The organism is Roseateles albus (assembly GCF_028595345.1).
GTDB classification, from domain to species: domain Bacteria; phylum Pseudomonadota; class Gammaproteobacteria; order Burkholderiales; family Burkholderiaceae_C; genus Paucibacter_A; species Paucibacter_A albus.
This window is the reverse complement of record NZ_JAQQXT010000001.1, coordinates 387,522-412,409: the sequence shown is the minus strand read 5'-3', so window position 1 is coordinate 412,409 and position 24,888 is coordinate 387,522. Positions and strand designations below refer to the sequence as shown.

Here is a 24,888-nt window from a genome sequence, read left to right as displayed (position 1 = left end):
TCTTGATCAGAAGTCGTAACCGCCGGTCACGTAAACGCGACGCTGCAGCGTGTCGCCATAACGTGGGTCATAGCCAACTTGGTGACCAGAAGAGTCACGCAGCGAGAACTCAGGTTCACGATTGAACAAGTTCTTCACGCCAACGGTCAGCGTAGCGGCCTTGTTATGGCGGTAGACACCTTGCCAATCCAGCGTCGACGAACGCGGCACATCGACGGCAACCTTGGTCAACTTATTGGTCGCGACGTCACGCACGTCGGCCAACTTGTCCTTGTAGCCCGACTTCCAGTTCAAGGTGAACGAGTTGGTGAACTTGCCCGTGTCCAAGGTGGCAGTTGCCAGCACCTTGTTGCGGAAGGTCACCGAAGCGCTGACGTCGTTGTACTGACCCAAGCTGTTGGTGTACTGGTCATTGGTGCCCGGCAGCGTATACGAAGATTCGATCACATAGGTACCGGCCAAGCCCAGGGTCAAACGGCCCAGGTTTTCGAGGTTGGTACGGCCGACGATGTCCCAGTCAATGCCACTATTCTTCGAGCGACCGATATTGGTCGAGACGCTCTTAAACGCGTAGTAAGGCTTGTCTTCGGCCGGCTGCTGATAGGTGGTGAACAGGTTGGCGAACTTGGCAGGCTCGGCAAAAGCTTGCGCAGCCGACACACCGCTGATCGCGTCGGTGATGTAGACGTTGTAGTAGTCAGCGCCGATGCCAAACGATGCATTAGGCTCGAAGCGGATACCGAAAGCCATTTGCTCCGACTTCTCGGGCTTGACCAACTCATTGCCGCCAGCCAATTGGCTGTATTGACGCCGAGTAGGCTGGCATGGCGAGGTGCCTGGGAATGGGCAGTCGAAGCTGGCAGCGGTGACGCCGTTGGACAACAAAGGCGAAGCCAGGGTCAACATATCAGGCGCCTTGAAGCCGGTGCCGTAAGAGCCGCGCAGCAGGACCTGTGGCACGACTTGGTAGCGGCCAGAGATCTTGTAGGTTGTCGCACTCAAGTCCTCACCAACAGACTTGCCGGTCACAGCGTTGTCGGTCTTCTTGATGGTGTCGTAACGCAGCGCAGCGGTCAGCTCCAGGTTCTTGATCACGGGGATCAACAACTCACCGAACACACCACCCGATTTGCGCTTGACGTCAAAAGTATTGGCGGCTGCGTAGTTATAGATCACGCCATTGACGGCATCGGCCGTTGGCGTGTTCGTGTACTGCTGCTCGCGAATGTCAGCACCCAGGCCCAGGCTCAAGTCACCGGCCGGCAGCTTGTACAACTCGCGCGAAGCGCGGAAGTCGGCGCCGGTCAGCGTTGTTTCGCCATTGCGCACGGTGCCGTGATAGATCGAATCGGCCATCAACTGCAGCGTTGCAGGTGTTTGCTTGCCGGCTTCTGCAAAGGGATCAAACTGGTTCTTTTGAACCATGCTGATGAACTCGTTCTTCTTGAAGTAGCCGCCGACATACTTCTCGTTGATCGAGTTTTGCGACCAAGTCAGACCACCATTCATGATCCAGCCGGCCAACTCGGCTTCGGCACCGATGACGAAATGCTTGGAGTCCGTGATGGTCTGCGAGTCACGTGTGCCGAAGTCTTGCGCACGATAGCTTGCAGTCACGCGTGGCTTGCCGAAGTTGGGGCTGGTCTTGTCGGTTTCGAGGGACAAGTTCGCGATCTGCGTTGGCGTCAGGTAAGGCGCAACATACTTCGCGAACAGGTCGGTCGAGGTCGGGATTGCCACCGGCACCGGATTTGCTGCAATACGGGCAGTCAGGTCAAAACGGGCGAGCGCCACGTCCGAGTAGAAGGACAGCTTGTCATTGACCTTGAACTGGCCCGAAACGAACAGCGAATCACGCTTGCTCTCGGGGTAGATTTCGATCGTGTTGGCATAGTCGAAGCCGCAGGTTTCTTGCACGCCGACCACATTAGTCAGGTTGGAGAAGTTACGGTCCGCGCACTTGCCGCCATTAGCCTTTGCATAGGGGTTGAAGGCGTAGGCAGGGAACAGGGGCTTGCCGTTGGCGCCGTTCTTGGCCGTCACCGTCACATTGGCCGGCACAGCCGAAGGGCTGGTACGGTCATAGATGTATTGTTTGCCGCCGTACTCGAAGGGGATGTAGGCGGTGCTGCCGAAAGCACGGTCGGTCGCCTTCAACTGCTGCTGCTGGTCATGGCGATAGGACATCAAGACGTTGAAGCGGTCCTTGTCGATGTCACCAATGCCATAGGTCAAGCTGGCATAGGCCGACTTGCCGCCGCCTTCCAGGGGCACCATACCGCTGGCAACGACGTTGCCGCCTTGGTAGTTCTTCTTCAGCACGAAGTTCACCACACCGGCAATCGCGTCCGAACCGTACAAGGCGGAAGCGCCATCGGTCAGCACTTCGATGCGGTCGATCGCGCTCATCGGGATCGAATTCAGGTTGACCGTGCTGCCGTCGCCGGTAGGCGCAATACGGCGGCCATTCAACAACACCAGGGTGTAGCTGGAGCCGATGTCGTGGATGTTGGCGGTGCTGATGCCGCCAGAGTTGGTACCGGCCGCCGTGTCAGCGATTTGAAAACCCTGCATGGCAGGCAGATTGCGGATCACGTCGGAGACCGAGGTCGCGCCCGAACGAGCAATGTCCTTGGCGGAGATCACCTGCACCGGCAGAGCACCTTCGCTGGAAATGCGCTTGATACTCGAGCCAGTGACTTCAATACGCTCCAGTTGAGCGTTCTGAGCCTGCGCCGAAACAGTCATCGCGCCCATCGCGGCAATCACAGCCAGGCGAACTGCGCTGGCTTTATGCGTTTTCAAAAACATCATTATTTAACCTTGGGGTAGTGGTTTATCACGATCGCTGCCGCCGATGACCCGCCTGTTTCGGGCGAGGCCGGCCAGGCCAGCTGCTTTTCGTTACGAAACTTTACCGACACCCCCTGCCAAAAGACATGGCGACATATCCCCGTGACGGCCATGCAACAAACCCCCGAAATCGGGGGTGCAAATGCGCTAGGGAAACCCCAATCAGAAACAGACCGAAACATCAACCCCTAGTTTTTTTCACTTTCAGCCGCCAAGCATGCAGCAGCGGCTCGGTATAGCCGCTGGGCTGCTCCAAGCCCTTGAAGACCAGGTCCAGCGCCGCTTGGTAGGCTGCCGAGTTGTCGAAGTGCCCGGCCATCGGCTGGTAATGCGCGTCGCCGGCGTTTTGCCCGTCCACCACCGCAGCCATGCGCTCGAAGGTTTCATGCACCTGAGCCGAAGTCGCCACACCATGCAACAACCAGTTCGCAATATGCTGGCTGGAAATTCTCAGCGTGGCGCGATCCTCCATCAGGCCGATATTGTGGATATCCGGCACCTTGGAGCAACCCACACCCTGATCCACCCAGCGCACCACATAGCCCAAAATACCCTGGGCGTTGTTGTCCAACTCCTGCTGAATCTCGGCTGCCGACCAGTTCGCTTGTGCGACCACCGGAATTTGCAGCAATTTATCCAGGATTGAATTGCGCTCGGCGTCCGCGTCGACTTGCTCCAACTCCTTTTGCACCGCTGCCACATTGACTTGGTGATAGTGCAAGGCATGCAGCGTCGCTGCGGTCGGCGACGGCACCCAGGCGGTATTGGCCCCCGCCTTGGGATGAGCGATCTTTTGCTCCAGCATCGCCGCCATCAGGTCGGGCATCGCCCACATGCCCTTGCCGATCTGGGCGCGGCCTCGCAAACCGCAGGAGAGGCCCGTCAGCACATTGCTGCGCTCGTAGGCCGCAATCCAGGCACTGGTCTTCATATCGCCTTTGCGGAACATGGGACCGGCCTGCATAGCGGTATGCATCTCGTCACCGGTACGGTCCAGGAAGCCGGTGTTGATGAAGGCAACGCGACTGGCGGCTGCCGCAATACAGGCCTTCAAATTGACGCTGGTACGGCGCTCTTCGTCCATGATGCCGAGCTTGACGGTGTTCTCGGGCAGGCCCAGCATCGCCTCGACAAGCCCAAAGATCTCGGAGGCAAAAGCGACTTCGGCCGGGCCGTGCATCTTGGGCTTGACGATGTAAACCGAGCCGGTCCGCGAATTGCCCTTGCGCTGCAAGTCATGAATCGCGATCGTCGTCGTGATGACGGCGTCCATGATGCCTTCAGGGATTTCCTGGCCCGCGCCATAAAGGATGGCCGGATTGGTCATCAGATGGCCGACATTGCGCACAAACATCAATGAGCGGCCATGCAGCTTGACCTCGCCACCTGTTGCAGCGGTGTAGGTGCGGTCGGGGTTCAGACTGCGCGAAAAAGTCTTGCCGCCCTTGCTGACTTCCTCGGTCAGCGTGCCTTTGAGAATACCCAGCCAATTGCCGTAGGCCAAGACCTTGTCCTCGGCGTCGACAACAGCGACCGAGTCCTCCAAGTCCAGAATCGTCGACAACGCTGCCTCCAAGATCAGATCGCTGACCCCCGCGGCGTCGCTCTGACCAATCGCAGTGCTTCGATCAATCTGAATGTCTAGATGCAAGCCGTTGTGGCACAGCAGCACCGAAGTCGGCGCCGCCGCCTCGCCTTGATAGCCGATGAACTGAGCGGGATCGGCCAGGCCGGTGACACTCGCACCCTGTGCCACGACCAAGCGGCCCGACTCGACGCGATAGGCGGTGGCATCTTTGTGTGATCCGTTCGACAAAGGCGCAGCTTGATCCAAGACCTGACGGGCAAAGGCGATCACCTTCTCACCGCGCACCGGGTTGTAGCGGCCGGCTTTCTCGGCGCCGCCGCTCTCCGAGATGACATCGGTGCCGTAGAGCGCGTCATAGAGTGAACCCCAGCGCGCATTGGCGGCGTTCAAGGCATAGCGGGCGTTCAAAATCGGCACCACCAACTGCGGGCCGGCCTGCAGCGCCAGCTCAGCGTCCACATGGGCGGTGCTGATCTGCAACGCGCCCGGCGCCGGTACTAGGTAGCCGATCTGCTCCAGATGCGCGCGGTAGGCGGGCATGTCGGTGATCGGGCCGGGGTGGGCTCGGTGCCAGGCATCCAAGTCGGTTTGAAGCCGGTCACGCTCGGCCAGCAAGGCGATGTTCTTGGGCGCCAGGTCGCTGACGATGGCATCGAAGCCGACCCAGAAAGCGGTGCCGCTCACGCCGGTGCCGGGCAGCACCTGCTGCTCGATGAAGTTAAAAAGCTCGGTCGCGACTTGCAAACCGTGGACTTGAGTGCGTGCGGTCATGGTGTGGGGCCTCGATACAAATAAAACGGAATGCCCAGAATCTATTCGACTTTGCTGACGCCATTCATCGCCTCAGACGCATGGAATACCTGATTAATTTGCATGAATCAGACGAAACACGAGTTTTTTAGCTCGGCACAGCAGCACAATCAGCGACATGGACCGCCTCAAGCAGATCGAATCCTTTGTTCTGGTAGCCACCCGCGGCAGCCTGACCGCCGCGGCACAAGTCGAGGGCGTGGCCCCGGCGGTGATGGGCCGGCGCATCGACGCGCTGGAATCGCGCCTGGGCGTCAAGCTCCTGCTGCGCACCACCCGGCGCATCAGCCTGACGCATGAAGGCAGCGCTTTTCTGGAAGATTGCCAGCGTTTGCTGGTCGACTTCAACAACGCCGAAGCCAGCGTCAGCGCCGGCGGCGTCAAGGCCAGCGGCCATTTGCGCATCACCGCCCCGGCCGGCTTCGGCCGCCGCCATGTTGCGCCCTTGGTGCCGGAGTTCTTGGCCGAGCACCCGGACGTCAGCATTTCACTGAACCTGAGCGACCGCGTGGTCGACATCAGCGGCGAAGGTTTTGATTGCGCGGTGCGCGTTGGCGACCTGCCGGATTCCAGCCTGGTCAGCGTGCGCTTGGCCGACAACCGGCGCCTGTGCGTCGCCACCCCGGCCTATCTGAAGCGCGCCGGCACGCCGCAGCACCCGAGCGAGTTGGCACGCCACAGCTGCCTGATGCTCAGCTCCGACGCCAGCCAGACGCGCGGCTGGGCCTTTAGCGTTGACGGCGAAGTGATCTTCGCGCGCCCGGGCGGCCGGCTCGATTGCAGCGACGGTCAAGTGCTGCACGACTGGTGCCTGGCCGGCTTGGGGCTGGCATGGCGCAGCACCTGGGAGGTCGAGGCCGACATCCAGGCCGGCCGGCTGGTCGCCGTGCTGGGCAGCTTCGCCGCGCCGCCGAATGGCATCTTTGTGCTGATCCCGCAGCGCAAACACTTGCCACTGCGCGTGCGTTTATGGATAGATTTTTTAAAACTGAGCTATGGCAACGATGCCTATTGGCTCAATAGATGACGATGAGCATGAATCTAGAAGCAATTTTGGCCTACCTCCACATCGCTGCCATTCTCAGTGTGGTGGTGTTTATCAGCAGCCAGGCGGCCCTTTGCCGCGTCGAATGGCTGAACGCGGCCGTCGTGCGGCGGCTAGTGGTGCTGGACAAAATCTATCTCACAGCCGGCGCCCTGGTCTTGGCCAGCGGCCTGGCGCGCACGATCTGGGGCATCAAGAGCGCCACCTGGTACGCCGGCCAGCCGCTTTGGTGGGCCAAGCTGGGGCTGATGCTCTTGATCTTGCTGCTCTCGGTCAAACCCAGCCTGGCCTTCAGGCGCTGGCTCGGTCAGCTGAACCATCAAGGCGCGCTGCCGCTCGAAGGCGAGATCAAGGCGGTGCGGGCGCAAATCATGCGAACCGCGCACCTGCTTTTGTTGATACCCGCAGCCGGCGTGATGTTGGCACGCGGTTTGGGCATCAGTTAAGTAACGACTTACTTGGCGGCGGCGTCAGCCACGCACTTCTTCTCAAAGCTGGTCTTGGCCGCGCCGGCCAGCTTCTTCTCGGCAGACTTGGCTGCGCAAGTGGCGGCAGCGTCAGCGACCGGAGCCGCTGCATCGGCAGCGGGTCCGCCGTCGGCCGTGCATTTTTTGACGAAGCTGGTCTTGGCCGCGCCATGCAATTTCTTCTCGGCAGCCTTGGCATCACAAGCGGGATTGCCAGCGGCCGGATGATCGGCATTGCACTTCTTCAAAAAGCTGGTCTGCGCCGCGCCGTGCAGCTTCTTCTCGGCGGCTTGCGCTTCACAAGTGGCGTCTGCTGCGTGAGCGACGCCGGCGAAGGCGAGCGTGGCCAAGGCCGCAAAGCTAATCAGTTTCTTCATCTGAGATCTTTCTGAGTGGATGGAAGGATTGAAAACTACCTGACGATCAATTCAAGCATGACAACGCGACAAGCTCAAGACGGGTTTACATGATGCGGCGCGGATGGGCGATGGCTTCATGCGCGGCATGCAAGCGCCGCACCAAGACCTGGATAAAGCCGCGGTCGAAGCGGTGCTGGCATTCCGGACTCAACATCCCCAGCGATTCGGGCGTGAAGGAGATCGTGGTGCAGATCTCACTCACCACTACATCGGTGCTGTGCCGCCGCAGGTCGGGGTTAGGCGCAAGGTAAGCCATCTCACCGACCGAGGTGCCCTGACCCAGCGTGGCGACCTTGTTTCCTTCCCTGAACACCTCGACCGCACCTTGCGCAATGATGTGAAAGGTATTGCCTTCCTGGCCACGCTTGTACAGCGCATGCTCCGGCGGAAAACGCCGCCAGCGGCCCCGGTGCACCACTTCCCACAGTTCCACATCACCAAAACCGGCAAAGAACTCCAGCGCGCGCAGCATATTGAAGCGCTCAGAATCCTTCACCTCATAAAGTCTGGCCAGCGGCACCAATTGCTTGGACACCAACTCCGACAGCGCGCGGCCAAAAGCTTCCCAGTCCGCATAGCGCTCTTCCGGGTGCTTGGACAGCGCCTTCAGAATCACCGCATCCAACTCCGCCGTCACGCCGCCGCGCAGCCCCACGAGCGAAGGCGGTGCCTGGTGGTAAATCTGGTGCATCAAGGCCATCTGGCTGGGCGCATCAAAGGGCGGGCGGCCGGCCACCAGGTGATAAAGCACGGCGCCGAGCGCGTAAACATCGGCGCGGCAATCGACATCGCCACCCTCGATCTGCTCCGGCGGCATATAGGCCAGCGAGCCAACCCGGTGCACCTGCGTCGAATCGGAATGCAGGTTCAGCGCGCTGCCGAAATCACTGACCTTGACATCGGTGACCTGACCCTGCCCGTCCAGCACCGCCAGCAAATTGGCCGGTTTGACGTCGCGGTGGATCAAGCCCTGGCGGAACACATAGCTCAAGGCCATCGCGCATTTGAAACCCAGCTCGACGATTTGGTCCAGCGGCAGCAGCCGGTCACTGCGGCAAAAATGCTTCAGCGTCACGCCGGGCACAAACTCCATCACCAGATAGGGCGCGTCCTGCTCGGGCACAGCGTCGAGGATTTGCACCACATTGGGATGCTGCAGCCGCCCGGCCAGCGCGGCCTCGGCGGCGTAGAAGTGGAAGCTGTAGTCGCCCTGCTGTCCGGCACGGCTTTGCGTGGCCCAAGACCGCATGCGCTTGATCGCCACTTCGGCCTTACGGAATTCATCGAAGGCCAGAAACACATCGCTGGTGGCGCCCTCACCCAGGCGGCGCAGCACCTTGTACTTGCCGATGTAGACCGGCAAGTCGAGATTTGGCTCCAATGGCAATTCGAGGTCCGAGGACATGACGACCATCATACGCAAGCGCCACCCGTAGAATCTCGAAATGATCCAAGCCAAGCAAGAACTGCTCGCCGCCCTGGGCGAAGCCATCCAGGAACTCAGCCCCGGCTCCACGCTGCTGGCTGCCTTTGAATCGCCCAAGCAGGCCAGCCACGGCGACTTCGCCTGCACGGCCGCCATGCAGATGGCCAAGCCCCTCAAGAAGAACCCGCGCGAATTGGCGCAGGCGCTGATTGATGCCTTGAACGCCCGCCCGGCCTTTCAGCGCTGGGTCGCCAGCATGGAAATCGCCGGCCCCGGCTTCATCAATATCCGCCTGACGGACGCCGCCAAGCAGGCCGTCGTCGCCGAAGTCTTGAGCGCTGGCGCGGGCTTCGGCCAGCAGCCGGCCAACGATCGCCATGTGATGGTGGAATTCGTCTCGGCCAACCCGACCGGCCCGCTGCATGTTGGCCATGCCCGCCAAGCCGCCCTGGGCGACGCGCTGTGCAGCTTGTTCAAGACGCAAGGCTCGCAGGTCACACGCGAGTTCTATTACAACGACGCCGGCGTGCAAATCGCCACGCTGGCCAACTCCACCCAATGCCGCCTCAAGGGGCTCAAGCCTGGCGATGCCGGCTGGCCGGAGAGCGCCTACAACGGCGACTACATCCAGGACATCGCCGACGCCTTCCTGGCCAAGCAGACGGTGGTGGCCGACGACCGTCAGTTCACCGCCTCGGGTGACATCGAAGACCTGGACAGCATCCGCCAGTTCGCCGTCGCCTACCTGCGCCATGAGCAAGACCTGGACCTGCAGGCCTTCGGCCTGAAGTTCGACAGCTACTTCCTCGAGTCCGGCCTCTACAGCAGCGGCCGCGTCGATGACACCATCGCCAAGCTGATGGCCAGCGGCAAGACCTTCGAAGAAGGCGGCGCGCTGTGGCTGCGCACCACCGATTACGGTGACGACAAAGACCGCGTGATGCGCAAATCGGAAGGCGGCTACACCTACTTCGTGCCTGATGTAGCCTATCACATCGACAAGTTCCAGCGCGGCTACAGCAAGTGCATCAACATCCAGGGCACCGACCATCACGGCACCATCGCGCGCGTGCGCGGCGGCCTGCAAGCGGCCAATGTCGGCATCCCGCAAGGCTTCCCCGACTACATCCTGCACAAGATGGTCACCGTGATGAAGGGCGGCGAGGAGGTCAAGATCTCCAAGCGGGCCGGCAGTTATGTGACGCTGCGCGATCTGGTCGACTGGACCAGCCGCGACGCGGTGCGCTTCTTCCTGATCGGCCGCAAGGCGGACACCGAGTTCACCTTTGATGTCGATCTGGCGCTGAAGCAGAACGACGAAAACCCGGTCTTCTATGTGCAGTACGCCCATGCGCGTATCTGCTCGGTGATCCGCAACTGGGTCGCGCGTGGCGGCGATGAGGCGACGCTCAATCAAGCTGACCTGAGCCTGCTGAGCGCGCCGACCGAAGCCGCCCTGATGCTCAAGCTGGCCGATTACCCGCGCATGCTGAGCAGCGCGGCCGAATCTCTGGCTCCGCATGATGTGGCGTTCTACCTGCGCGACCTCGCCGCTTGTTATCACAGTTACTATGCAGCCGAGCGGGTGCTGGACCAGACGCCGGCCTTGAGCCAGGCGCGTGCCGCCTTGCTCGCCGCCACCCGCCAAGTGATTGCCAACGCATTGGACGTGCTCGGCGTTACAGCACCCACCGTCATGAGTCGCGAAGCGATTGAGGAAAGCGCATGAGCCAGAGCAGCGTCAGTAGCAAAAGCAAGGTCAGCAGCAAGAAGCAAGGGCAGCGCGGCGGCTTTGTGTTGGGGCTGATCGTTGGCGTGCTGCTGGGCCTGGGCCTGGCCCTGGGCGTAGCGCTCTATATCGCCAAGGTGCCGATTCCCTTCATCAACAAGGTGCCGCTGCGTACCGCCGAACAAGACGCGGAAGAAGCCACTCGCAACAAGAACTGGGACCCGAACGCACCTTTGGCCGGCAAGGCCGGAGCCAAGGTTGCCAGTGGCGTGGTGGGCGGCGCAGCGCCTGCAGCGGCTCACAGCACAGCGCCCGCCGGCACCGCGTCCACGCCCGTCTTAGCGACGCCGGCCCTTGCGCCAGCCGCTCCCGCCAGCAGCGCTGCTCACACAGCAACGCCCGCCGCAAGCAGCGCGAAAGCTGCCGAGAAGACCGAAAGAACCGAAAAATCCGAGAAAGCGACCGACAAGGCGAGTGACAAAAAGGCTGACGCCAAAGCCGCCGCAGCGGCCGCCAGCGCCGAGCCCTTCATCTATTTTGTCCAGGCCGGCGCCTTCGTCAAAACCGAGGACGCCGAACAACAGCGCGCCCGCTTGGCCATGCTGGGTTTCAGCGCCAAGGTGCTGGAGCGCGAGCAGTCGGGCCGCACGGTGATGCGCGTGCGCATTGGCCCGCTGGACAACCGCGAAGAAGCCGAAGACCTGCAGCGCAAGGTCGAGGCCGCCGGCATCGAAGCCAATTTGGTGCGCGTGCAACGCTGATGGGCCGCAAGGCCAGCCCTTCCAAACCACTTATTCCCCGCCCTAGGATATTCAAGATGATGAAGCGTCGCGATTTCTCCGCAATCTGCAGCCTGAGCGCCGTTGGCGCCGCGAGTGTGCTCGCCGCCGGCCTGCCCAATCTGGCCATGGCGCAGGGCGGCCCGGTCGAAGGCAAGCAGTTTCAGCGCTTGTCCCAGCCGCTGCCGGTGGCGCCGGGCAAGATTGAGGTGGTCGAGTTCTTCTGGTACGGCTGCCCGCATTGCTACGCCTTCGAACCAGTTGTCCAGGCTTGGTCCAAGCAGCTGCCGGCCGACGTCAGTTTCCGCCGGGTGCATGTGGGCTTTCGGGCCAATATCAAACTGCACCAGCGCCTGTTCTTTGCGCTGGAAGCAATGGGCAAGGAAGAAGAGCTCTTGCCGCGCGTATTCAGCGCCTTCCATGTTGAACGCCTGAGCCTGGACGACGAGAAATCCATCCTCGACCTGGCAGCCCGCATGGGCCTGGACATGGCCAAGTTCACCGCCGCCTTCAACTCCTTTGGAGTACAAACCAAGAGCGCGCAGGCCAGCAAGCTGTCGGAGGCTTACCGCATCGACGGCGTGCCCGCTTTAGGCATTGGCGGCAAGTTCCTGACCTCGCCTGCCATGGCAGGCATCCAGGGGCAGACCGAGGCCCAGCATGGTCAGCAGGCCGTGGCGGTGGCCGATTACCTGATCAAGCTGCTGCGCAGCAACAAGGGTTGAAGCGATGACTATTCAGCGCCGCTTCTTCAATGCTGGCCTGGCAGGCCTAGCAGGTATCGCCGCAGTCGGCGCCCCCGGCCTCAGCCAGGCGCAAAGCGACAAGCCCGTCGAGGGCAAACAGTTCTTGCGCCTCGCACAGCCGCTGGCCAGCGCCGGCGCGGAGGGCAAGATCGAGGTGTTCGAGTTCTTTCTCTACACCTGCCCGCATTGTTTTGCCTTTGACCCCGCGCTGACGACCTGGAGCAAGACCTTGGCGCCGGACGTGTCGCTGCGCCGCATCCATGTAGGGGTGGGCGCCATGCACAAGCTGCACCAGCGCTTGTTCTATGCGCTCGAAAGCCTTGGCCGTTTGGGCGACTTGCATGAGCAGGTCTTCAAAGCGCTACAGATCGAGAAACTCGATCTGAGCAGCGAAAAAGCCATCACGGCCTGGGCCGTTGGCAAGGGCTTGGACGGAGCCAAATTTGGTGCCGCCTTCAACTCTTTCGGCGCGCAGACAAGGTTGGGCCAGTCGACCAAATTGGCCGAGGCCTACCGCGCCGATGGCGTCCCGGCCCTAGGTGTCGCCGGACGCTTCCTGACCTCGCCCAGCATGGCCGGCGGCATCCCGCAAGCCCTGGTCGTGGCCGATCATTTGATCAAGCTGGCACGCAGCAAGAGCTGAGCGGGAGGGCATAGCCACCCCCGGGCTAGAATGGTCTGCAAGAATTGTGCCGCCACTCAGATGATGCCTACCCAAACGCCCACTCAACGCCGCTGTGCCCCTGTTTTGCCCTCAAAGCTGCTGGGCCTGGCGGGGGTGGGCCTGAGCGCCTTGCTGACGCTGGCCGCAGGGCCGGCGTGGGCCGAGAAGGCCGACCACCTGATGCCCTTGAACATCGCTTCCGAGAAAGGTGGCAGTGTCGACGTGGCCAACCAGAGAACCGAGTTTCTCGGCGATGTGGTGCTGAGCCGGGGCAGCCTGGTGCTGCGGGCCGAGCGCATCGACCTGCGCGAAACCGGCGACGGCTATTACCAAGCGAACGCCAGCGGCAAAACCGGCAAGCAAGTCAGCTTCCGCCAGGCGCGCGATGTGCCCGGCGAGGCCATCGAAGGTTTTGCCGATGCACTTGAATACGATACCCGCAGCGATTCGGTGCGTTTTCTTGGCAATGCGGTGGTGCGCCGCACCCAGGGCAGCAAGGTGGCCGATGAGGTCACCGGCGCCTTGATCGTCTACAACAACCGCAGCGAAGTTTTCACGGCCGAAGGCGGCGCCACCTCGCCACACCCGAGCGGCCGGGTACGGGTGGTGTTGATGCCTCGTGGCGCTGCTGCGGCCGAGGCCAATGCAGCGCCGGCCTCAGCGGTGCCGCTGCAGCCCAGCGTGACCTTGCCGAAACGCCAACCTTGATGAGCAGCGCAGCTCACATCCCGGCGCTGGAGTCTGGCCCGCGCAGCCGCTTGGAGGCCGAGGGCCTGGCCAAGACATATGGGGTACGCCGGGTCGTCACCAATGTCCATGTCGGCGTCAACAGCGGCGAGGTGGTTGGCCTTTTGGGCCCCAATGGTGCAGGCAAAACGACCAGCTTTTACATGATCGTCGGCTTGGTGCGCGCCGATGCCGGCGAGATCCGCATCGACGGCCGCGCCGTGCAGCATTTACCTATCCATCAGCGTGCGCGCCTGGGCCTGAGCTATCTGCCGCAAGAGGCTTCGATCTTTCGCAAGCTGACGACCGAACAGAACATCCGCGCGGTGCTGGAGTTGCAAGTCGGGCCGGATGGCCGCGCCCTCTCGCCTGACCGCATCAACGAATTGCTAGAGAGCCTGCTGCACGACCTCAGCATCGAAAAGCTGCGCGACAGCCCGGCGCCGGCCTTGTCGGGCGGTGAGCGGCGGCGCGTCGAGATTGCGCGCGCACTGGCCACCCAGCCGCGCTTCATCCTGCTGGACGAGCCCTTTGCCGGCGTCGACCCGATCGCGGTGCTGGAGATCCAGCGCATCATCGGCTTCCTGAAGGCGCGCGGCATTGGTGTCTTGATCACCGACCACAATGTGCGCGAGACGCTGGGCATCTGTGACCGCGCCTACATCATCAGCGAAGGTTCGGTGCTGGCCGAAGGCACACCGGCCGAAATCATCGAGAACGCCGACGTGCGCAAGGTCTATCTCGGCGAAAACTTCCGCATGTGATCTGGTTAGCGGCGAATGAAACCCTCTTTGCAGCTACGGCTGAGCCAGCACCTATCGTTAACGCCGCAGTTGCAGCAGTCAATCCGGCTGCTGCAACTCTCGACCCTGGAGTTGAACCAAGAAGTCGAGCAGATGCTGGCGCAGAACCCGCTGCTGGAAACCGAGGAGGATTTCAGCGTCGCGGCGCCCGAGTTGGCCGAGATGCGCGCCAGCATCAGCGAAGCGACCGCCGCTGAGGACAGCGGCGCCGATATGGAGCTGGGCGGCGGTGGCGAGGCCGCGGCCGAGTTGCAGGCCGAGGACTTCGGCGCAGTCGAGCGCGAAGACTGGGAGAACGGCACCGAGCGCGATGACTTTGACGGCATCCGCGAGTTGCCGGCCAACAGCCCCGGCAGCAACTCAGGCAGCGGCGATGACGACGGCGAACATGCCGATCAATCCACGGGCGAAATCAGCCTGCAAGAGCACCTAACTCAGCAAATGGCTGGCATGGGCTTGTCGGAGTCCGACCGCATGGCCTTGCATGTGCTGATCGAATCATTGAATGAAGACGGCTATCTGGAAGACAGCCTTGAAGAAATCTCAGAGGCGCTGTCCGAGGACATCGAAGAGCGCGAAGACCTGCTGGACCATCTTCGTATCGCGCTGAAATGGCTGAAGAACATGACGCCCACCGGCGTCGGTGCGAAAGATTTGGCCGAATGCCTGGAGTTGCAATTGCGCGCCCTGCCGCGCAGCGCGGCGCAGATGATCGCCATCATGATCTGCCAAAAACACCTGGAGCTGCTGGCCCGGCGTGACTACAAGAGGCTGTCGGCCCTGACCGGTGCCGACGATGAGCTCTTGCGTGAGGCGCAGGCCTTAATTGTTTCACTGGAGCCCAAGCCGGGGCGCGCTTTTGCACGCGGCATGGCCGCAGCGGTAATCCCGGACGTGATCGTGCGCAAGGTCGGGCGCGAGTTGCGCGTCATCATCAACCCCGAGGTGGCACCGAAGCTGCGCATCAACGAGCTGTATGCGAACGCGCTGCGCCAAACGCGCGGCGGCATCACCAACAGCCCGCTCGGCGGTCAGCTGCAGGAAGCGCGCTGGTTCATCAAGAATATCCAGCAGCGCTTTGATACGATTTTGCGCGTCTCGCAGGCCATCGTGGAGCGCCAAAAAGCCTTCTTCACGCATGGCGCTTTGGCGATGAAACCGCTGGTGCTGCGCGAGATTGCTGATGAGTTGGGTCTGCATGAGTCGACCATCTCGCGCGTCACCACGGCCAAATACATGGCCACCGTGTTCGGCACTTTTGAGTTGAAATACTTCTTCGGCTCGGGGCTCAGCACCGAGGCCGGCGGCAATGCTTCGAGCACCGCTGTGCGCGCCTTGATCAAGCAATTCATCGACGCCGAGAACCCAGCCAAGCCACTGTCCGACAGCGCGCTGGCCGAAATGCTGGACGAGCAAGGCATACAGGTCGCGCGCCGCACCGTGGCCAAGTACCGCGAAGGCATGAAAATCGGCACGACCACGATGCGGCGGGTCAACTAAGGAGCAAAGACCTCATGTCTGTTTTCAAAACGATCGCCATTGCGAGCCTCATGTGCCTGAGCCTCGCCGCTTGTGTCAGCGTACCCAGCCCACGCAGCGTCAGCCCCGGCATGAGTGCGGCCGCCGTGCTGGCCCAATATGGTCAGCCGACGCAGATCTGGCCCGACCTTGACGGCAAAGGCGGCAAGACCTTGGAGTATTCGCAGCAACCGATGGGCAAGAGCGCGCTGATGATCCGCGTCGACGCCGATGGCAAGGTCATCAGCATCGAGGACACCTTGCAGCCCGCCGTGCGGGCCCGCGTGCAACCGGGCTGGACGCCCGATCAGGTCAGCCGCCTGCTGGGCAAGGAACGCACGCGCGTGACATTCAGATTCAGCGGCGAAGAGGTCTGGGACTGGACCGTGCCCGATGAAATGATGGGTCAGCGCCAGCGTTTCAATGTGCACTTCAAGGACGGCGTCGTGCTGCGCACCACCCACAGCATGATCTTCGACGATGAGCGCATGTTCCCGGGACGTTAAGCCCTATTTGGGGTAAAGCAGCATCTGCGTACAGCGGAACAGCGCCAGCGTCTTGCCCGTCTCGCGATGCGTCACCACCGCGTCCCACACTTGAGTCGTGCGGCCCAGATGCACCGGCTTGGCCCTGCACTCGATCACGCCGTCACGGGCGGTGCCCAAGTGATTGGACTTCAACTCAATCGTCGTGAAGCCGCTCGCACCGGCCGGCAAATTGGCGATGCAACCGTAACCCGCGCAGGTGTCGGCCAAGCTGACGATGCTGCCGGCATGCAAATAGCCGTTCGGCGCCATCACGACGGGACGCACCGGCAACTCGGCATGCACCTCGTCCAGGCCGGCCTGCAGAATCACGATGCCCAGCAAGCCGGGCAGGCTGGCCGCGCCGAATTGGGTCAGTTGGTCGGAAGTAAGCATCGGGTCCAGGATGTAAAAGTAAATGGGTGCAGTTTAGGTCGCGGCGCTGTTGCTGGGACAATAGCGTCATGGCCGCCAAAGAATCCCCAAAAACCGTACACCAGCTTTTTCTCTCTTGTGCCTCCGGCGTGGAGCGCTTGCTGGACGAAGAAGTTCGCCTGATCCTGCCCAAGACGCATATCGAGGTCTTGCGCGGTGGCATCGCGCTCAAAAGCGATCTCGAAGGCGTGATGAAGCTCAACCTCGAATGCCGCTTGGCGCAGCGCGTGATGATTGAGCTGACCTCGGGCGGCTACCGCCATGAGGACGATATCTATGCCTTGGCTCGCACGATTGACTGGACCGAGTGGATCACGCCGGCCGAGACCATCCGTGTGGACACCGTCGCGCGCCACTCGCCGCTGCGCAGCCTCAACTTCGCCACGCTGCGCGTGAAGGATGCCATCTGCGACGTACTGCGCGACGCCACCGGCGAGCGCCCCAGCGTCGACACCCGCTTCCCAGATTTGCCCATCATCTTGCACCTGAGCGAGTTCGACGCCACCCTCTATGTGGACACTTCCGGCGAGCCGCTGTTCAAGCGCGGCTGGCGCGAAGACAAGGGCGACGCGCCGCTGAAAGAAACGCTGGCCGCCGCGATGCTGGCCGCTGCCGGCTGGAAGGGCACGCCCGAGACCGGCGGCGCGCTGCACGACCCCTGCTGCGGATCGGGCACCATCGCGGTCGAAGCGGCGCAAATCGCCTGCGGCATGGCCGCCGGCATGCAGCGCCGCTTTGCTTTCGAGAAGCAATTGCCCTTTGTGCCGCTGCGCGGCCGCTGGCAAGCGATCAAGCAGGCCGCCAAGGACCGTGAGCATGCGCCGGCGGTGCCGATCTTTTGCAGCGATGTGGCCTTCCGCATGGTGGACTTCGCGCGCCGCAATGCCGAGCGCGCAGGCGTCGCCCAATACATTCAGTTCAACGGCGGCGATGCGCTGGAGCGGCCGGCACCAGAGCTGCCCGAGGGCATGCCCGGCACCATCATGATGAACCCGCCCTATGGCGAGCGGATCGAGGTGCGCGGCAAGGCGGCACATTACCGCGATGCCGGCGGCTCCGAGGCTCGCGACGCCGGGGACGACTTTTTCCCGCGCTTGGCCGCGCATTGGAAGCGCGCCTATACGCAAAATCCGGCCGGCTGGACCGCCTGGCTGCTCTGCCCGGATATGAAGTTACCTCAGCAGATGCGGCTGAAGGAATCGCGCCGCTTCCCCATGTGGAACGGCCCGATCGAGTGCAGGATGTTCCGCTTTGATCTGGTGGCCGGTTCGGCACGCACGCCAAAACCTGGCGCCGAGATTCAGCCAGAGTGATCTGGCCTTGGTGCATCAGCTGCTGCGGCTAGGCCGCCCCACGCGATGAAAAAGACGACCGCCACAGTGGCATTGCGATTTCTACGGCTCGTGCTTCTGCTGCTGTGCCTGAGCCCTATTCAAGCGGCGCAGGCCTGCTCCTGCCCCGTTCCGAGGCAGAACCCGGACGAAGGCTTCGAAAAAATCAGTCTGGTCTTCAGCGGCAAGCTGCTCTCCACCCGTCGTGTTGAGGGCTGGACGGGCACCCAAATTCGAAGTCGCTGGTTGGTGACGCAATCGATCAAGGGCCTGGCCTTGACCGAGGTGGAGATCGACTCGCCGCCGGACAGCGCCCAATGCGGGCTGCCAGATCTGCGCATCGGCATGCACGTCACCCTCGCTGCGCGGGGCTCGCTGCGCCAAGGCTTCCGCAGCGATTCTTGCACCTGGAACCAGACTGACTGGCCCCGGCTGGCCCGCTACCGGGCCGAGCGCCAAGCACTTCAAACACAGCTGCAGAAAGATCCAGAAAACACCAACGCGCTGATGGCGCAGGGACAGCTGTTTCTGAGCGCGGGCGAGTTTGATGACGCGATCAAGAGTTTCACGGCGCTGTTGAAACTGGCGCCCGATATGAACGAAGCACGCCTGGGTCGGGCAAAGGCGCTGAGGGCCGTCGGCGCGGTAGAAGCCGCCCGCTTGGATGAAGTGGCGGAGAAGGCCAAGCCGGACCAAGTTCGGCCGACCAGCGGCGAAAATTGAACTGCAGCACGAGCAGCCACGTCGAGTCGCAGGTTTAGCCCGTAGAACTTGCGGTAGCGGAAATCAGCACTCGGGCGACGGCGTGCAAAAAGCCCGGCGTTTTGCCTTAGGCTGCGGCCACACCATGTCCGGAGGGAGCCCCGCCAAATGCCAGCATCCGCCTCGCGCCCAGAATCAGGGCAGTTCCGCTGGCTGATGACCATGAGCCTGCTATTGATTGCGCTGCATGGCCAGGCCCAAGCCTGTCTTTGCATCAGCGAAAGCAGCTCCGAACAGCATTTTCTTGACGCCAGCCTGTTGTTTCGCGGCGAGCTGATCTCGCTGCGCTTACTCAGCGAGGCCGAAGATCACAATCGACCGCTGCGGGGGCGCTATCGCCTGCTGGAATCCTTCAAAGGGCCGACGGATCAGACCATCATCGAGGTGGACAGCCCGGCCGACAGCTGTGGCTTCAACGACCGCGTCGGCGCAATCCGGCTGATGGTCGCTAAGGGAGACGCCAGCGCCGGCTACACCAGTTCTCTTTGCCACTTCGCCCCCGACCCCGCGTCGATGCAGCTTCAGCAGCGCAAGCGGGCCGAAATGGACTTGCTGCTGCAGCAGCACCCCGGCGACAAACAAAGCCATTCAGCACGCGCCCGCTATTTTCTGGAATCCCATGCCTTCGAGCAGGCCATCACGGCCTATCAGGGTTTGCTGAAGCTCTGGCCAAGCGATACCAAAGCCTTGCTGGCGCTGGCACAGGCGCAGATGGGCCTGCATCGCTATGAGGCGGCCCTGGCCGGATTCGACACCTTGCTGGCCATGCAAGCGGAGCAAGCCCATGCCATGCGGGGGCGGCAAGACGCCTTGATGCGCTTGAATCGCCATGCCGAACTGGCCCGCCCGGGGCTCGATTTGCGCGGCTATCGGGCCGAGCCGAGGGAGCAAGGCAACTTCGCCGACGCCAATCTGCAAGGCGCCCAATTCCAGAACGCGCAGCTGCGCGGCTTTGACTTCAGCCGTGCCGACCTGCGCGAGAGCGATTTTCGCGGAGCCAAGCTGGATAGGGCCAACTTCAGTGCGGCCCGCTTGGACCGCGCACGTTTTAGCGTCGACACCCAGCTCGGCGCCGAAGCCCGCACGACCTTGGTGGGTGCCGATTTCAGCGACACCGTGCTGCATGGCGCCGACTTTTCCAACGTCGACCTGGCCGGCGCCAAGTTCCGACAGGCCCATTTGAAGGATGTCAACTTCAGCGGGTCTCGTCTGCGCGGGCTCGATTTGCAAGATGCGCGAATCGAAAATGTCGACCTGAGTGGCCATCAATTGGATTCAGCCAAGCTGCGCGGCGCCGTGTTCGTCAATAGCTCGCTGCGCGGCGCGAGTTTTTCAGACCCCTCGCCTTCTATGCAGGGTTTTTTCGCTCCGGTCGATTTACGTGGCACCGATCTGTCCGGCGCGCTGCTGAGCGATATCAACTGGGTCCCTGCCTTGATCGATTGCCGCACCGTCATGCCGCCCGGGACGGACCTGAGCAAGCTGCCCCTGCTGACGCTCTGGGTCGACTGCGAGGGCAGCCCGCCCCTCACAGCATTGAGTGCCGGCTACCCGTTCAAACCGGCCCAGCGCTCCCAATACATCCGGGGCTACGAATCGGGCCAAGGCTTCCATCTGTACGGCATCGAAGGCCGCCGCGGCCGAATGCAAGACATGAATCTGGAGGGCTACTACATCGATGACGGACGCTTCGACGCCAGCAATTTCAGCCGGGCCAAATTGCAGCAGTTGAGGATCAATCGCGGCTCCTTTGACGGCGCCGACTTCCGCCAGGCCGATCTGCGCAAAGCGCGTCTTTGGGCCGTCAGCCTGAAAGAGGCCGATTTCCGCGGCGCCGATCTGCGCGGCGCCTTGCTGCTGGAGCTGGATCTCAGCCAGGCGCTGCTGCAAGGCGCCAACTTGCAAGGCGCTTGCTACGGCATCGGCACTCGCTGGCCAACCGGCTTGCAGCTCGGCAAGGCCGGTGTGACACGCTGCCCCGCGCAATAGGGCCGATTCGCCCGGTTCAGGACGCAGCAGGCAAGGTCGCCGCCGGCCGACCGGCCAACCAGATCAGCGCAGCCGCTGTGCAGGCCAAGGGCAGCAAAGAGGCCCAGTTCATCCAGCTCCAGCCGCCGGTGGTGACCAAGGCGCCGCTTGAAAACGAAGTCAGGGTCATGGTGCTGTAGATACAGAAGTCCATCGCCGCCTGCGCGGTGGTCTTCTCCTCGGGCCGGTACGCCTGCGTGAACAGCGTCGTGCCGCCAATGAACAAGAAATTCCAGCCCACGCCAAGCGTCAGCAGCGCGGCGAGGAAATGCATCAGGTCAATGCCCGACAAGGCAATGCCGACGCAGATCAGATTCAAGAGCACGCCGACGCCCATCACCGACAAGGCGCCAAAACGCTTGATCAGGCTGCCGGTGAAGAAGCTCGGCACAAACATGCCCAGCACATGCCATTCCAGCACCAGGGCGGTCCTGTCAAAGGGCAGCGAGCATTGCGCCATTGCAATCGGCGTGGCGGCCATCAACAGATTCATCACGCCATAGCCGAGCGCACAAGCGGCGATCGCCACGACAAAGACCGGCTGGCGCGCCAACTCGCGCAGCGGTCGTCCATGGGGTGAAGCACCCGAAGCCACCGGCAGCGGCGGGAAGCGGATGAAGCTCATCACCGCCAAAGCCAGGGCGGCCACACCGATCAAGACCAGATAGGCGCCGGCAAAGGGCTGCGTCAGCAGGCCGCGGCTGGCATTGGCCAGGTTGGGGCCTATCACCGCGCCCATGATGCCCCCGGCCAAAACCCAAGAAATCGCCCGTTCCTTGTGCGATGGGGCCACCAGCTCGGTCGCGGCAAAACGGTAGAGCCCGGCATTGGCGTTGAAGTAACCCGCCAACAAGGTGGCGATCACCACCCACCAGAACTGCTTTTCGCTGACCGCCCAGGCGGCCATCGCACAACTCAGAATTGCCACCACCAAACCTAACTGAAAGGCGCGTCGGCGACCCAACGCGCGCTGATGCTTGGCCACCAGTGGCGCAAACATCGCGCCACCGGCCACATAGGCACAGATCGGCAACGTGGCCATCCAAGCAACCGGCGCCAGCGCCAAGCCAACCAGGCCGTTGATGGCGATGAAGGTGACGTTATTGGTGAGAAACAGCCCTTGGCAAATGGTCAGCAGCAGTAACTGAATATTCATGCGGGCGATTCAAAGACACTGCAAGGCCAGCCAACCCAGCACCGCAAGCGGCGCGGTATCGGCGCGCAGGATGCGGGGCCCAAGTTGGGCCGCGAGGAAGCCCCGCTCGCGTGCCGCCTGCTCCTCGGCAGGGCTCAAGCCCCCCTCGGGGCCGCTCAGCACCAAAGTCTGCCGAGCCGTGGCTTCGTTCAATGACTTCAAGGGCTGAGCCGCAGTGGGGCTAAGCAGCCAACGGCGTTGCTCGGTCGTCGGTGCCGGCAACTCCGCCAACCAGGCCGCCAGGGTCTTGACGGCAGCGATTTTCGGCACGCAGCTGCGGCCACTTTGCTCGCAAGCGGCGATGGCCACACCCGTCCAATGCGCTTGCTTTTTGTCGGCGCGCTCACCGTTGAGCCGCAACACCGAGCGCTCGCTCATCAGCGGTTGAATGCAGCTCACGCCCAGCTCGGTGGCCTTCTCGACCAAGCCGTCCATGCGGTCATTGGCTGGCATCACCACGGCCAGGGTCACCTCTTGCGTCAGCTCTCGCTGCACCAGTTGGCGCGCTTGCAGATGCACGCGCACCTCGCTGCGCCCCATCGCCACGACTTCGGCCTGCCATTCAGGGCCGGAGCCATCAAACAAGGTCAGCGGGCTGCCCGGCTGCAGACGCAAGACCTGCACATGGCGGGCGGCCGAGGGTGGCAAAAGCAAATCTGTACCGCTGAGGTCCGGCTTGCTCAGGGGGGTATCGACAAAAAAACGCGGGGGCATGATGGTGGCTGGCTCTGCTTCAAACAAGCCTGCAGTGTGCCAGCAAGTTCAAGCCAGATTCATGGATTGCGAATGATGGACATGGCCCGCCGCACCTGATCGGCCACCACTTCGCCCTGTGCTTGCTGCACCTCGGCCACAAAGCGCTGGCCCAGAGCACGCAAGGCCGCCAGATCGCCACAGCGCTCCACTTCCAGCACCATCTTGTAGCCCTTCATCAGGCCCAGATACTGTTTGGCATGGCGGGTCAAAAAGCCATACAGCTGCGCATAGTCCAGCGGCGAGACATCCACCTCGACCGGGATGTCCACCGCGCTCGGCCGGGCATCGGCAATCAAGCCCTGCGCCAACAAATACTCCAGGTCGGCCAGGACCGTGCCCTGTACCAGGCTTAGCCATTGAGCGGCTGTCTTGCCGCCGTCAATCATCAGCAAGAGATTGCGCATGCTGCGCGACATGGTCAGGCCGCGCGCTTTGATCTCCGCCCGACCCGCCTCGGTCTTGACGTAAGTCCGGTCCAGCATTGTTGCCTCCCCCTCAGAATAAGGTCGACTCTAAACGGGACCGGGCTGCTGCGCGCACACCCTCAAGGCACGAGGACTCAGGTCTTGTCGCGTAGTTCACGCCGCAGGATCTTGCCGACCGGCGTCTTGGGCAACTCATCGCGGAACTCGACCACCTTGGGGCGCTTATAGCCGGTCAGGTTGGCCTCGCAATAGGCGCGCACATCGGCCTCGGTGATGGGGTTGACGGTCGGATTCTTGCGCACGATCACGACCTTGACGGCCTCGCCGGCCTTGGCATCGGGGATGCCCACCGACGCGCATTCCAGCACGCCCTCCATCTGCGTCAACACATCCTCAATCTCATTGGGGTAGACGTTGAAGCCGCTGACCAGAATCATGTCCTTCTTGCGATCAACGATGCGGAAGAAACCGCGCTCGTCCATGGTGCCGACGTCGCCGGTGCGGAAGAAACCATCGGCCGTCATCACCTGCGCGGTTTCGTCCGGACGCTGCCAATAACCGGCCATCACCTGCGGCCCGCGGATGGCGATCTCGCCCCGCTCGCCATTGGCCACCGGCTGCCCCAAATCATCCAGCAGCAAGATCTCGGTGCTGGGCATGGGCAGGCCGATGGAGCCGGTATAGGCGGTGCTGTCGGTCGGGTTGCAACTGGCAATCGGCGAGGTTTCGCTCAGGCCGTAACCTTCGCAGATCGGGCAGCCGGTTTTCTCCAACCAGAGCTTGGCGGTGGCATGTTGCACCGCCATGCCGCCGCCCACCGCAATCACCAAACTACTCCAGTCAACGGTATTGAAGTCCTTGTGGTTGGCCATGGCCATGAACAAGGTGTTGACCGCCGGCAGGCTGTGAAAGCGATGCTGGCTGAGCTCCTTGAACATGCCCGGAATATCCCGCGGATTGGGGATCAAGACATTGCAGCCGCCCACATGCATGGACAGCATCATGTTCGTGGTGAAACCGAAGATGTGATACAGCGGCAGCGCACAAATGCTGACCAATTGCTCGCCGGCCGGCACCTTTTTGAGGGCGGGCTGATACCAGGCCTCGGCCTGCATCACATTGGCGACCAAGTTGCGATGCAAGAGCACCGCGCCCTTGGAGACGCCGGTGGTGCCGCCGGTGTATTGCAGCACGGCGATATCGTTTGGCCCGACGCTGGGCGCTTTGTAGCTGAGCGAGCGGCCTTTTGCGACCGCGTCATTGAAAGCCACCGCGCCGGGCAACTCGTAGGCCGGCACCAACTTTTTGACCTTGCGCACCACGTAGTTGACGATCAGCCCCTTGGGGAAGCCCAGCATGTCTCCCATGGACGCCAGCACGACATGCTTGGTCGGTACCGACTTGAGCACTTGCTGCAAGGTGGTCGCAAAGTTCTCCAGGATCACGATCGCCTTGGCGCCAGAGTCCTTCAGCTGATGCTCCAGCTCGCGCGGCGTGTAGAGCGGGTTGACGTTGACAACCACGAAACCGGCCCGCAACACGGCAGCGACGGCGACCGGATACTGCATCACATTGGGCATCATCAAGGCGACCCGGTCGCCCTTCTCCAGCCCCAGGCTTTGCAAATAGGCGGCCAGCGCCTGCGAGCTCTCATCGAGCTGGCCGAAACTGATCTGCCGGCCCATCATCTTGTAAGCCGGCTGTTGCGGGAACTTCTTGAACGCCGACGTCATCAACTCGACCAGCGACGGGTACAACTCCGCATGAATCTCGGCGGGCACGCCGTCGGGGTAATTCTTCAGCCAAGTCTTCTGCAGCATGGTTTTTTACGTCTCCGTTCGAATGAGCTGGATTCTCCC

The 24,888-nt window shown here is 62.3% G+C and carries 22 protein-coding genes; 13 read left to right on the top strand and 9 right to left on the bottom strand.

Annotated features, from left to right (window positions below):
* Nucleotides 1-6 precede the first annotated feature (6 nt).
* The gene (locus PRZ03_RS01700) at nt 7-2,814 is read right to left on the bottom strand and encodes a TonB-dependent receptor plug domain-containing protein (protein WP_273598734.1); all 2,808 of its coding nucleotides are present in this window, start codon (nt 2,812-2,814) and stop codon (nt 7-9) included.
* A 220-nt stretch (nt 2,815-3,034) separates the two neighbouring features.
* Nucleotides 3,035-5,212: a malate synthase G gene (locus PRZ03_RS01695; protein ID WP_273598733.1), complete on the bottom strand. Its 2,178-nt coding sequence runs from the start codon at nt 5,210-5,212 to the stop codon at nt 3,035-3,037.
* A gap of 157 nt (nt 5,213-5,369) precedes the next feature.
* On the opposite strand from PRZ03_RS01695, the gene PRZ03_RS01690 reads away from it, so the two are divergent.
* On the top strand, nt 5,370-6,278 hold the full coding sequence (locus PRZ03_RS01690; protein WP_263534938.1) for a LysR family transcriptional regulator: 909 nt from the start codon (nt 5,370-5,372) through the stop codon (nt 6,276-6,278).
* An 8-nt stretch (nt 6,279-6,286) separates the two neighbouring features.
* Nucleotides 6,287-6,742 (top strand): DUF2214 family protein, encoded by a 456-nt coding sequence (locus PRZ03_RS01685; protein WP_273598732.1) that lies wholly within the window; start codon nt 6,287-6,289, stop codon nt 6,740-6,742.
* Between the two features lie 8 nt (nt 6,743-6,750).
* Here PRZ03_RS01685 and PRZ03_RS23895 read toward each other — a convergent pair whose 3' ends face one another.
* Together PRZ03_RS23895 and PRZ03_RS01675 are read right to left on the bottom strand one after the other, a co-directional pair.
* Nucleotides 6,751-7,140 (bottom strand): hypothetical protein, encoded by a 390-nt coding sequence (locus PRZ03_RS23895; RefSeq protein WP_318014133.1) that lies wholly within the window; start codon nt 7,138-7,140, stop codon nt 6,751-6,753.
* 85 nt (nt 7,141-7,225) lie between these two features.
* Nucleotides 7,226-8,587: a serine/threonine-protein kinase gene (locus PRZ03_RS01675; RefSeq protein WP_273598731.1), complete on the bottom strand. Its 1,362-nt coding sequence runs from the start codon at nt 8,585-8,587 to the stop codon at nt 7,226-7,228.
* A 40-nt stretch (nt 8,588-8,627) separates the two neighbouring features.
* Here PRZ03_RS01675 and argS point away from each other — a divergent pair, with 40 nt between their 5' ends.
* The 8 genes from argS to PRZ03_RS01635 all read left to right on the top strand — a co-directional run bounded on the left by argS (nt 8,628) and on the right by PRZ03_RS01635 (nt 16,079).
* A complete protein-coding gene (argS, locus tag PRZ03_RS01670; RefSeq protein ID WP_273598730.1) occupies nt 8,628-10,337 on the top strand; it encodes an arginine--tRNA ligase in 1,710 nt (569 codons plus the stop codon).
* A complete protein-coding gene (locus tag PRZ03_RS01665) occupies nt 10,334-11,098 on the top strand; it encodes an SPOR domain-containing protein (protein WP_273598729.1) in 765 nt (254 codons plus the stop codon). The genes argS and PRZ03_RS01665 overlap by 4 nt, the downstream gene beginning before the upstream one ends.
* Before the next feature lie 56 nt (nt 11,099-11,154).
* Complete coding sequence (locus PRZ03_RS01660; protein WP_273598728.1) at nt 11,155-11,841, top strand: thiol:disulfide interchange protein DsbA/DsbL; 687 nt, start codon at nt 11,155-11,157, stop codon at nt 11,839-11,841.
* 4 nt (nt 11,842-11,845) lie between these two features.
* Nucleotides 11,846-12,505: a thiol:disulfide interchange protein DsbA/DsbL gene (locus PRZ03_RS01655; protein WP_273598727.1), complete on the top strand. Its 660-nt coding sequence runs from the start codon at nt 11,846-11,848 to the stop codon at nt 12,503-12,505.
* Nucleotides 12,506-12,610: 105 nt separating this feature from the next.
* Complete coding sequence (gene lptA / locus PRZ03_RS01650; protein ID WP_273598726.1) at nt 12,611-13,234, top strand: lipopolysaccharide transport periplasmic protein LptA; 624 nt, start codon at nt 12,611-12,613, stop codon at nt 13,232-13,234.
* Nucleotides 13,234-14,016, top strand: a complete 783-nt coding sequence (gene lptB / locus PRZ03_RS01645) for an LPS export ABC transporter ATP-binding protein (protein ID WP_273598725.1) — start codon at nt 13,234-13,236, stop codon at nt 14,014-14,016. The genes lptA and lptB overlap by 1 nt, the downstream gene beginning before the upstream one ends.
* 15 nt (nt 14,017-14,031) lie before the next feature.
* Nucleotides 14,032-15,555: an RNA polymerase factor sigma-54 gene (locus tag PRZ03_RS01640; protein ID WP_273598724.1), complete on the top strand. Its 1,524-nt coding sequence runs from the start codon at nt 14,032-14,034 to the stop codon at nt 15,553-15,555.
* 14 nt (nt 15,556-15,569) lie between these two features.
* Complete coding sequence (locus PRZ03_RS01635) at nt 15,570-16,079, top strand: outer membrane protein assembly factor BamE (RefSeq protein ID WP_273598723.1); 510 nt, start codon at nt 15,570-15,572, stop codon at nt 16,077-16,079.
* A gap of 3 nt (nt 16,080-16,082) precedes the next feature.
* Here the strand turns inward: PRZ03_RS01635 and PRZ03_RS01630 are convergent, their stop codons facing one another.
* Nucleotides 16,083-16,502, bottom strand: a complete 420-nt coding sequence (locus PRZ03_RS01630; RefSeq protein ID WP_409993914.1) for a PaaI family thioesterase — start codon at nt 16,500-16,502, stop codon at nt 16,083-16,085.
* Nucleotides 16,503-16,561: 59 nt separating this feature from the next.
* On the opposite strand from PRZ03_RS01630, the gene PRZ03_RS01625 reads away from it, so the two are divergent.
* The 3 genes from PRZ03_RS01625 (at nt 16,562) to PRZ03_RS01615 (ending at nt 20,614) form a co-directional block, all read left to right on the top strand.
* Nucleotides 16,562-17,845, top strand: a complete 1,284-nt coding sequence (locus PRZ03_RS01625) for a THUMP domain-containing class I SAM-dependent RNA methyltransferase (RefSeq protein WP_263534952.1) — start codon at nt 16,562-16,564, stop codon at nt 17,843-17,845.
* Between the two features lie 45 nt (nt 17,846-17,890).
* Complete coding sequence (locus tag PRZ03_RS01620; protein ID WP_273598721.1) at nt 17,891-18,586, top strand: tetratricopeptide repeat protein; 696 nt, start codon at nt 17,891-17,893, stop codon at nt 18,584-18,586.
* A 147-nt stretch (nt 18,587-18,733) separates the two neighbouring features.
* Nucleotides 18,734-20,614: a pentapeptide repeat-containing protein gene (locus PRZ03_RS01615; protein ID WP_273598720.1), complete on the top strand. Its 1,881-nt coding sequence runs from the start codon at nt 18,734-18,736 to the stop codon at nt 20,612-20,614.
* Between the two features lie 16 nt (nt 20,615-20,630).
* Here the strand turns inward: PRZ03_RS01615 and PRZ03_RS01610 are convergent, their stop codons facing one another.
* From PRZ03_RS01610 to PRZ03_RS01595, 4 genes are all read right to left on the bottom strand, one after another.
* Complete coding sequence (locus PRZ03_RS01610; RefSeq protein ID WP_273598719.1) at nt 20,631-21,809, bottom strand: MFS transporter; 1,179 nt, start codon at nt 21,807-21,809, stop codon at nt 20,631-20,633.
* 9 nt (nt 21,810-21,818) lie between these two features.
* Nucleotides 21,819-22,562 carry a 16S rRNA (uracil(1498)-N(3))-methyltransferase gene (locus PRZ03_RS01605; protein WP_263534955.1) on the bottom strand — a complete coding sequence of 248 codons (744 nt, stop codon included), beginning with the start codon at nt 22,560-22,562 and terminating at the stop codon, nt 21,819-21,821.
* Between the two features lie 59 nt (nt 22,563-22,621).
* Entirely contained in the window at nt 22,622-23,086 is a 465-nt protein-coding gene (locus PRZ03_RS01600; RefSeq protein ID WP_273598718.1) for a hypothetical protein, read from the bottom strand.
* A 77-nt stretch (nt 23,087-23,163) separates the two neighbouring features.
* Nucleotides 23,164-24,849: a long-chain-fatty-acid--CoA ligase gene (locus PRZ03_RS01595; RefSeq protein WP_263534957.1), complete on the bottom strand. Its 1,686-nt coding sequence runs from the start codon at nt 24,847-24,849 to the stop codon at nt 23,164-23,166.
* Between the last annotated feature and the right edge of the window lie 39 nt (nt 24,850-24,888).

What these genes read in the sequence shown, in the direction of transcription:
- PRZ03_RS23895 (WP_318014133.1), bottom strand. Translation starts at nt 7,140, where the DNA reads ATGAAGAAACTGATTAGCTTTGCGGCCTTGGCCACGCTCGCCTTCGCC.
- PRZ03_RS01610 (WP_273598719.1), bottom strand. Translation starts at nt 21,809, where the DNA reads ATGAATATTCAGTTACTGCTGCTGACCATTTGCCAAGGGCTGTTTCTC.
- PRZ03_RS01695 (WP_273598733.1), bottom strand. Translation starts at nt 5,212, where the DNA reads ATGACCGCACGCACTCAAGTCCACGGTTTGCAAGTCGCGACCGAGCTT.
- PRZ03_RS01685 (WP_273598732.1), top strand. Translation starts at nt 6,287, where the DNA reads ATGAATCTAGAAGCAATTTTGGCCTACCTCCACATCGCTGCCATTCTC.
- PRZ03_RS01675 (WP_273598731.1), bottom strand. Translation starts at nt 8,587, where the DNA reads ATGTCCTCGGACCTCGAATTGCCATTGGAGCCAAATCTCGACTTGCCG.
- PRZ03_RS01635 (WP_273598723.1), top strand. Translation starts at nt 15,570, where the DNA reads ATGTCTGTTTTCAAAACGATCGCCATTGCGAGCCTCATGTGCCTGAGC.
- argS (WP_273598730.1), top strand. Translation starts at nt 8,628, where the DNA reads ATGATCCAAGCCAAGCAAGAACTGCTCGCCGCCCTGGGCGAAGCCATC.
- PRZ03_RS01655 (WP_273598727.1), top strand. Translation starts at nt 11,846, where the DNA reads ATGACTATTCAGCGCCGCTTCTTCAATGCTGGCCTGGCAGGCCTAGCA.
- lptB (WP_273598725.1), top strand. Translation starts at nt 13,234, where the DNA reads ATGAGCAGCGCAGCTCACATCCCGGCGCTGGAGTCTGGCCCGCGCAGC.
- PRZ03_RS01665 (WP_273598729.1), top strand. Translation starts at nt 10,334, where the DNA reads ATGAGCCAGAGCAGCGTCAGTAGCAAAAGCAAGGTCAGCAGCAAGAAG.
- PRZ03_RS01615 (WP_273598720.1), top strand. Translation starts at nt 18,734, where the DNA reads ATGCCAGCATCCGCCTCGCGCCCAGAATCAGGGCAGTTCCGCTGGCTG.
- PRZ03_RS01700 (WP_273598734.1), bottom strand. Translation starts at nt 2,814, where the DNA reads ATGATGTTTTTGAAAACGCATAAAGCCAGCGCAGTTCGCCTGGCTGTG.
- PRZ03_RS01640 (WP_273598724.1), top strand. Translation starts at nt 14,032, where the DNA reads ATGAAACCCTCTTTGCAGCTACGGCTGAGCCAGCACCTATCGTTAACG.
- PRZ03_RS01660 (WP_273598728.1), top strand. Translation starts at nt 11,155, where the DNA reads ATGATGAAGCGTCGCGATTTCTCCGCAATCTGCAGCCTGAGCGCCGTT.
- PRZ03_RS01595 (WP_263534957.1), bottom strand. Translation starts at nt 24,849, where the DNA reads ATGCTGCAGAAGACTTGGCTGAAGAATTACCCCGACGGCGTGCCCGCC.
- PRZ03_RS01690 (WP_263534938.1), top strand. Translation starts at nt 5,370, where the DNA reads ATGGACCGCCTCAAGCAGATCGAATCCTTTGTTCTGGTAGCCACCCGC.
- PRZ03_RS01625 (WP_263534952.1), top strand. Translation starts at nt 16,562, where the DNA reads ATGGCCGCCAAAGAATCCCCAAAAACCGTACACCAGCTTTTTCTCTCT.
- PRZ03_RS01605 (WP_263534955.1), bottom strand. Translation starts at nt 22,562, where the DNA reads ATGCCCCCGCGTTTTTTTGTCGATACCCCCCTGAGCAAGCCGGACCTC.
- PRZ03_RS01620 (WP_273598721.1), top strand. Translation starts at nt 17,891, where the DNA reads ATGAAAAAGACGACCGCCACAGTGGCATTGCGATTTCTACGGCTCGTG.
- PRZ03_RS01600 (WP_273598718.1), bottom strand. Translation starts at nt 23,086, where the DNA reads ATGCTGGACCGGACTTACGTCAAGACCGAGGCGGGTCGGGCGGAGATC.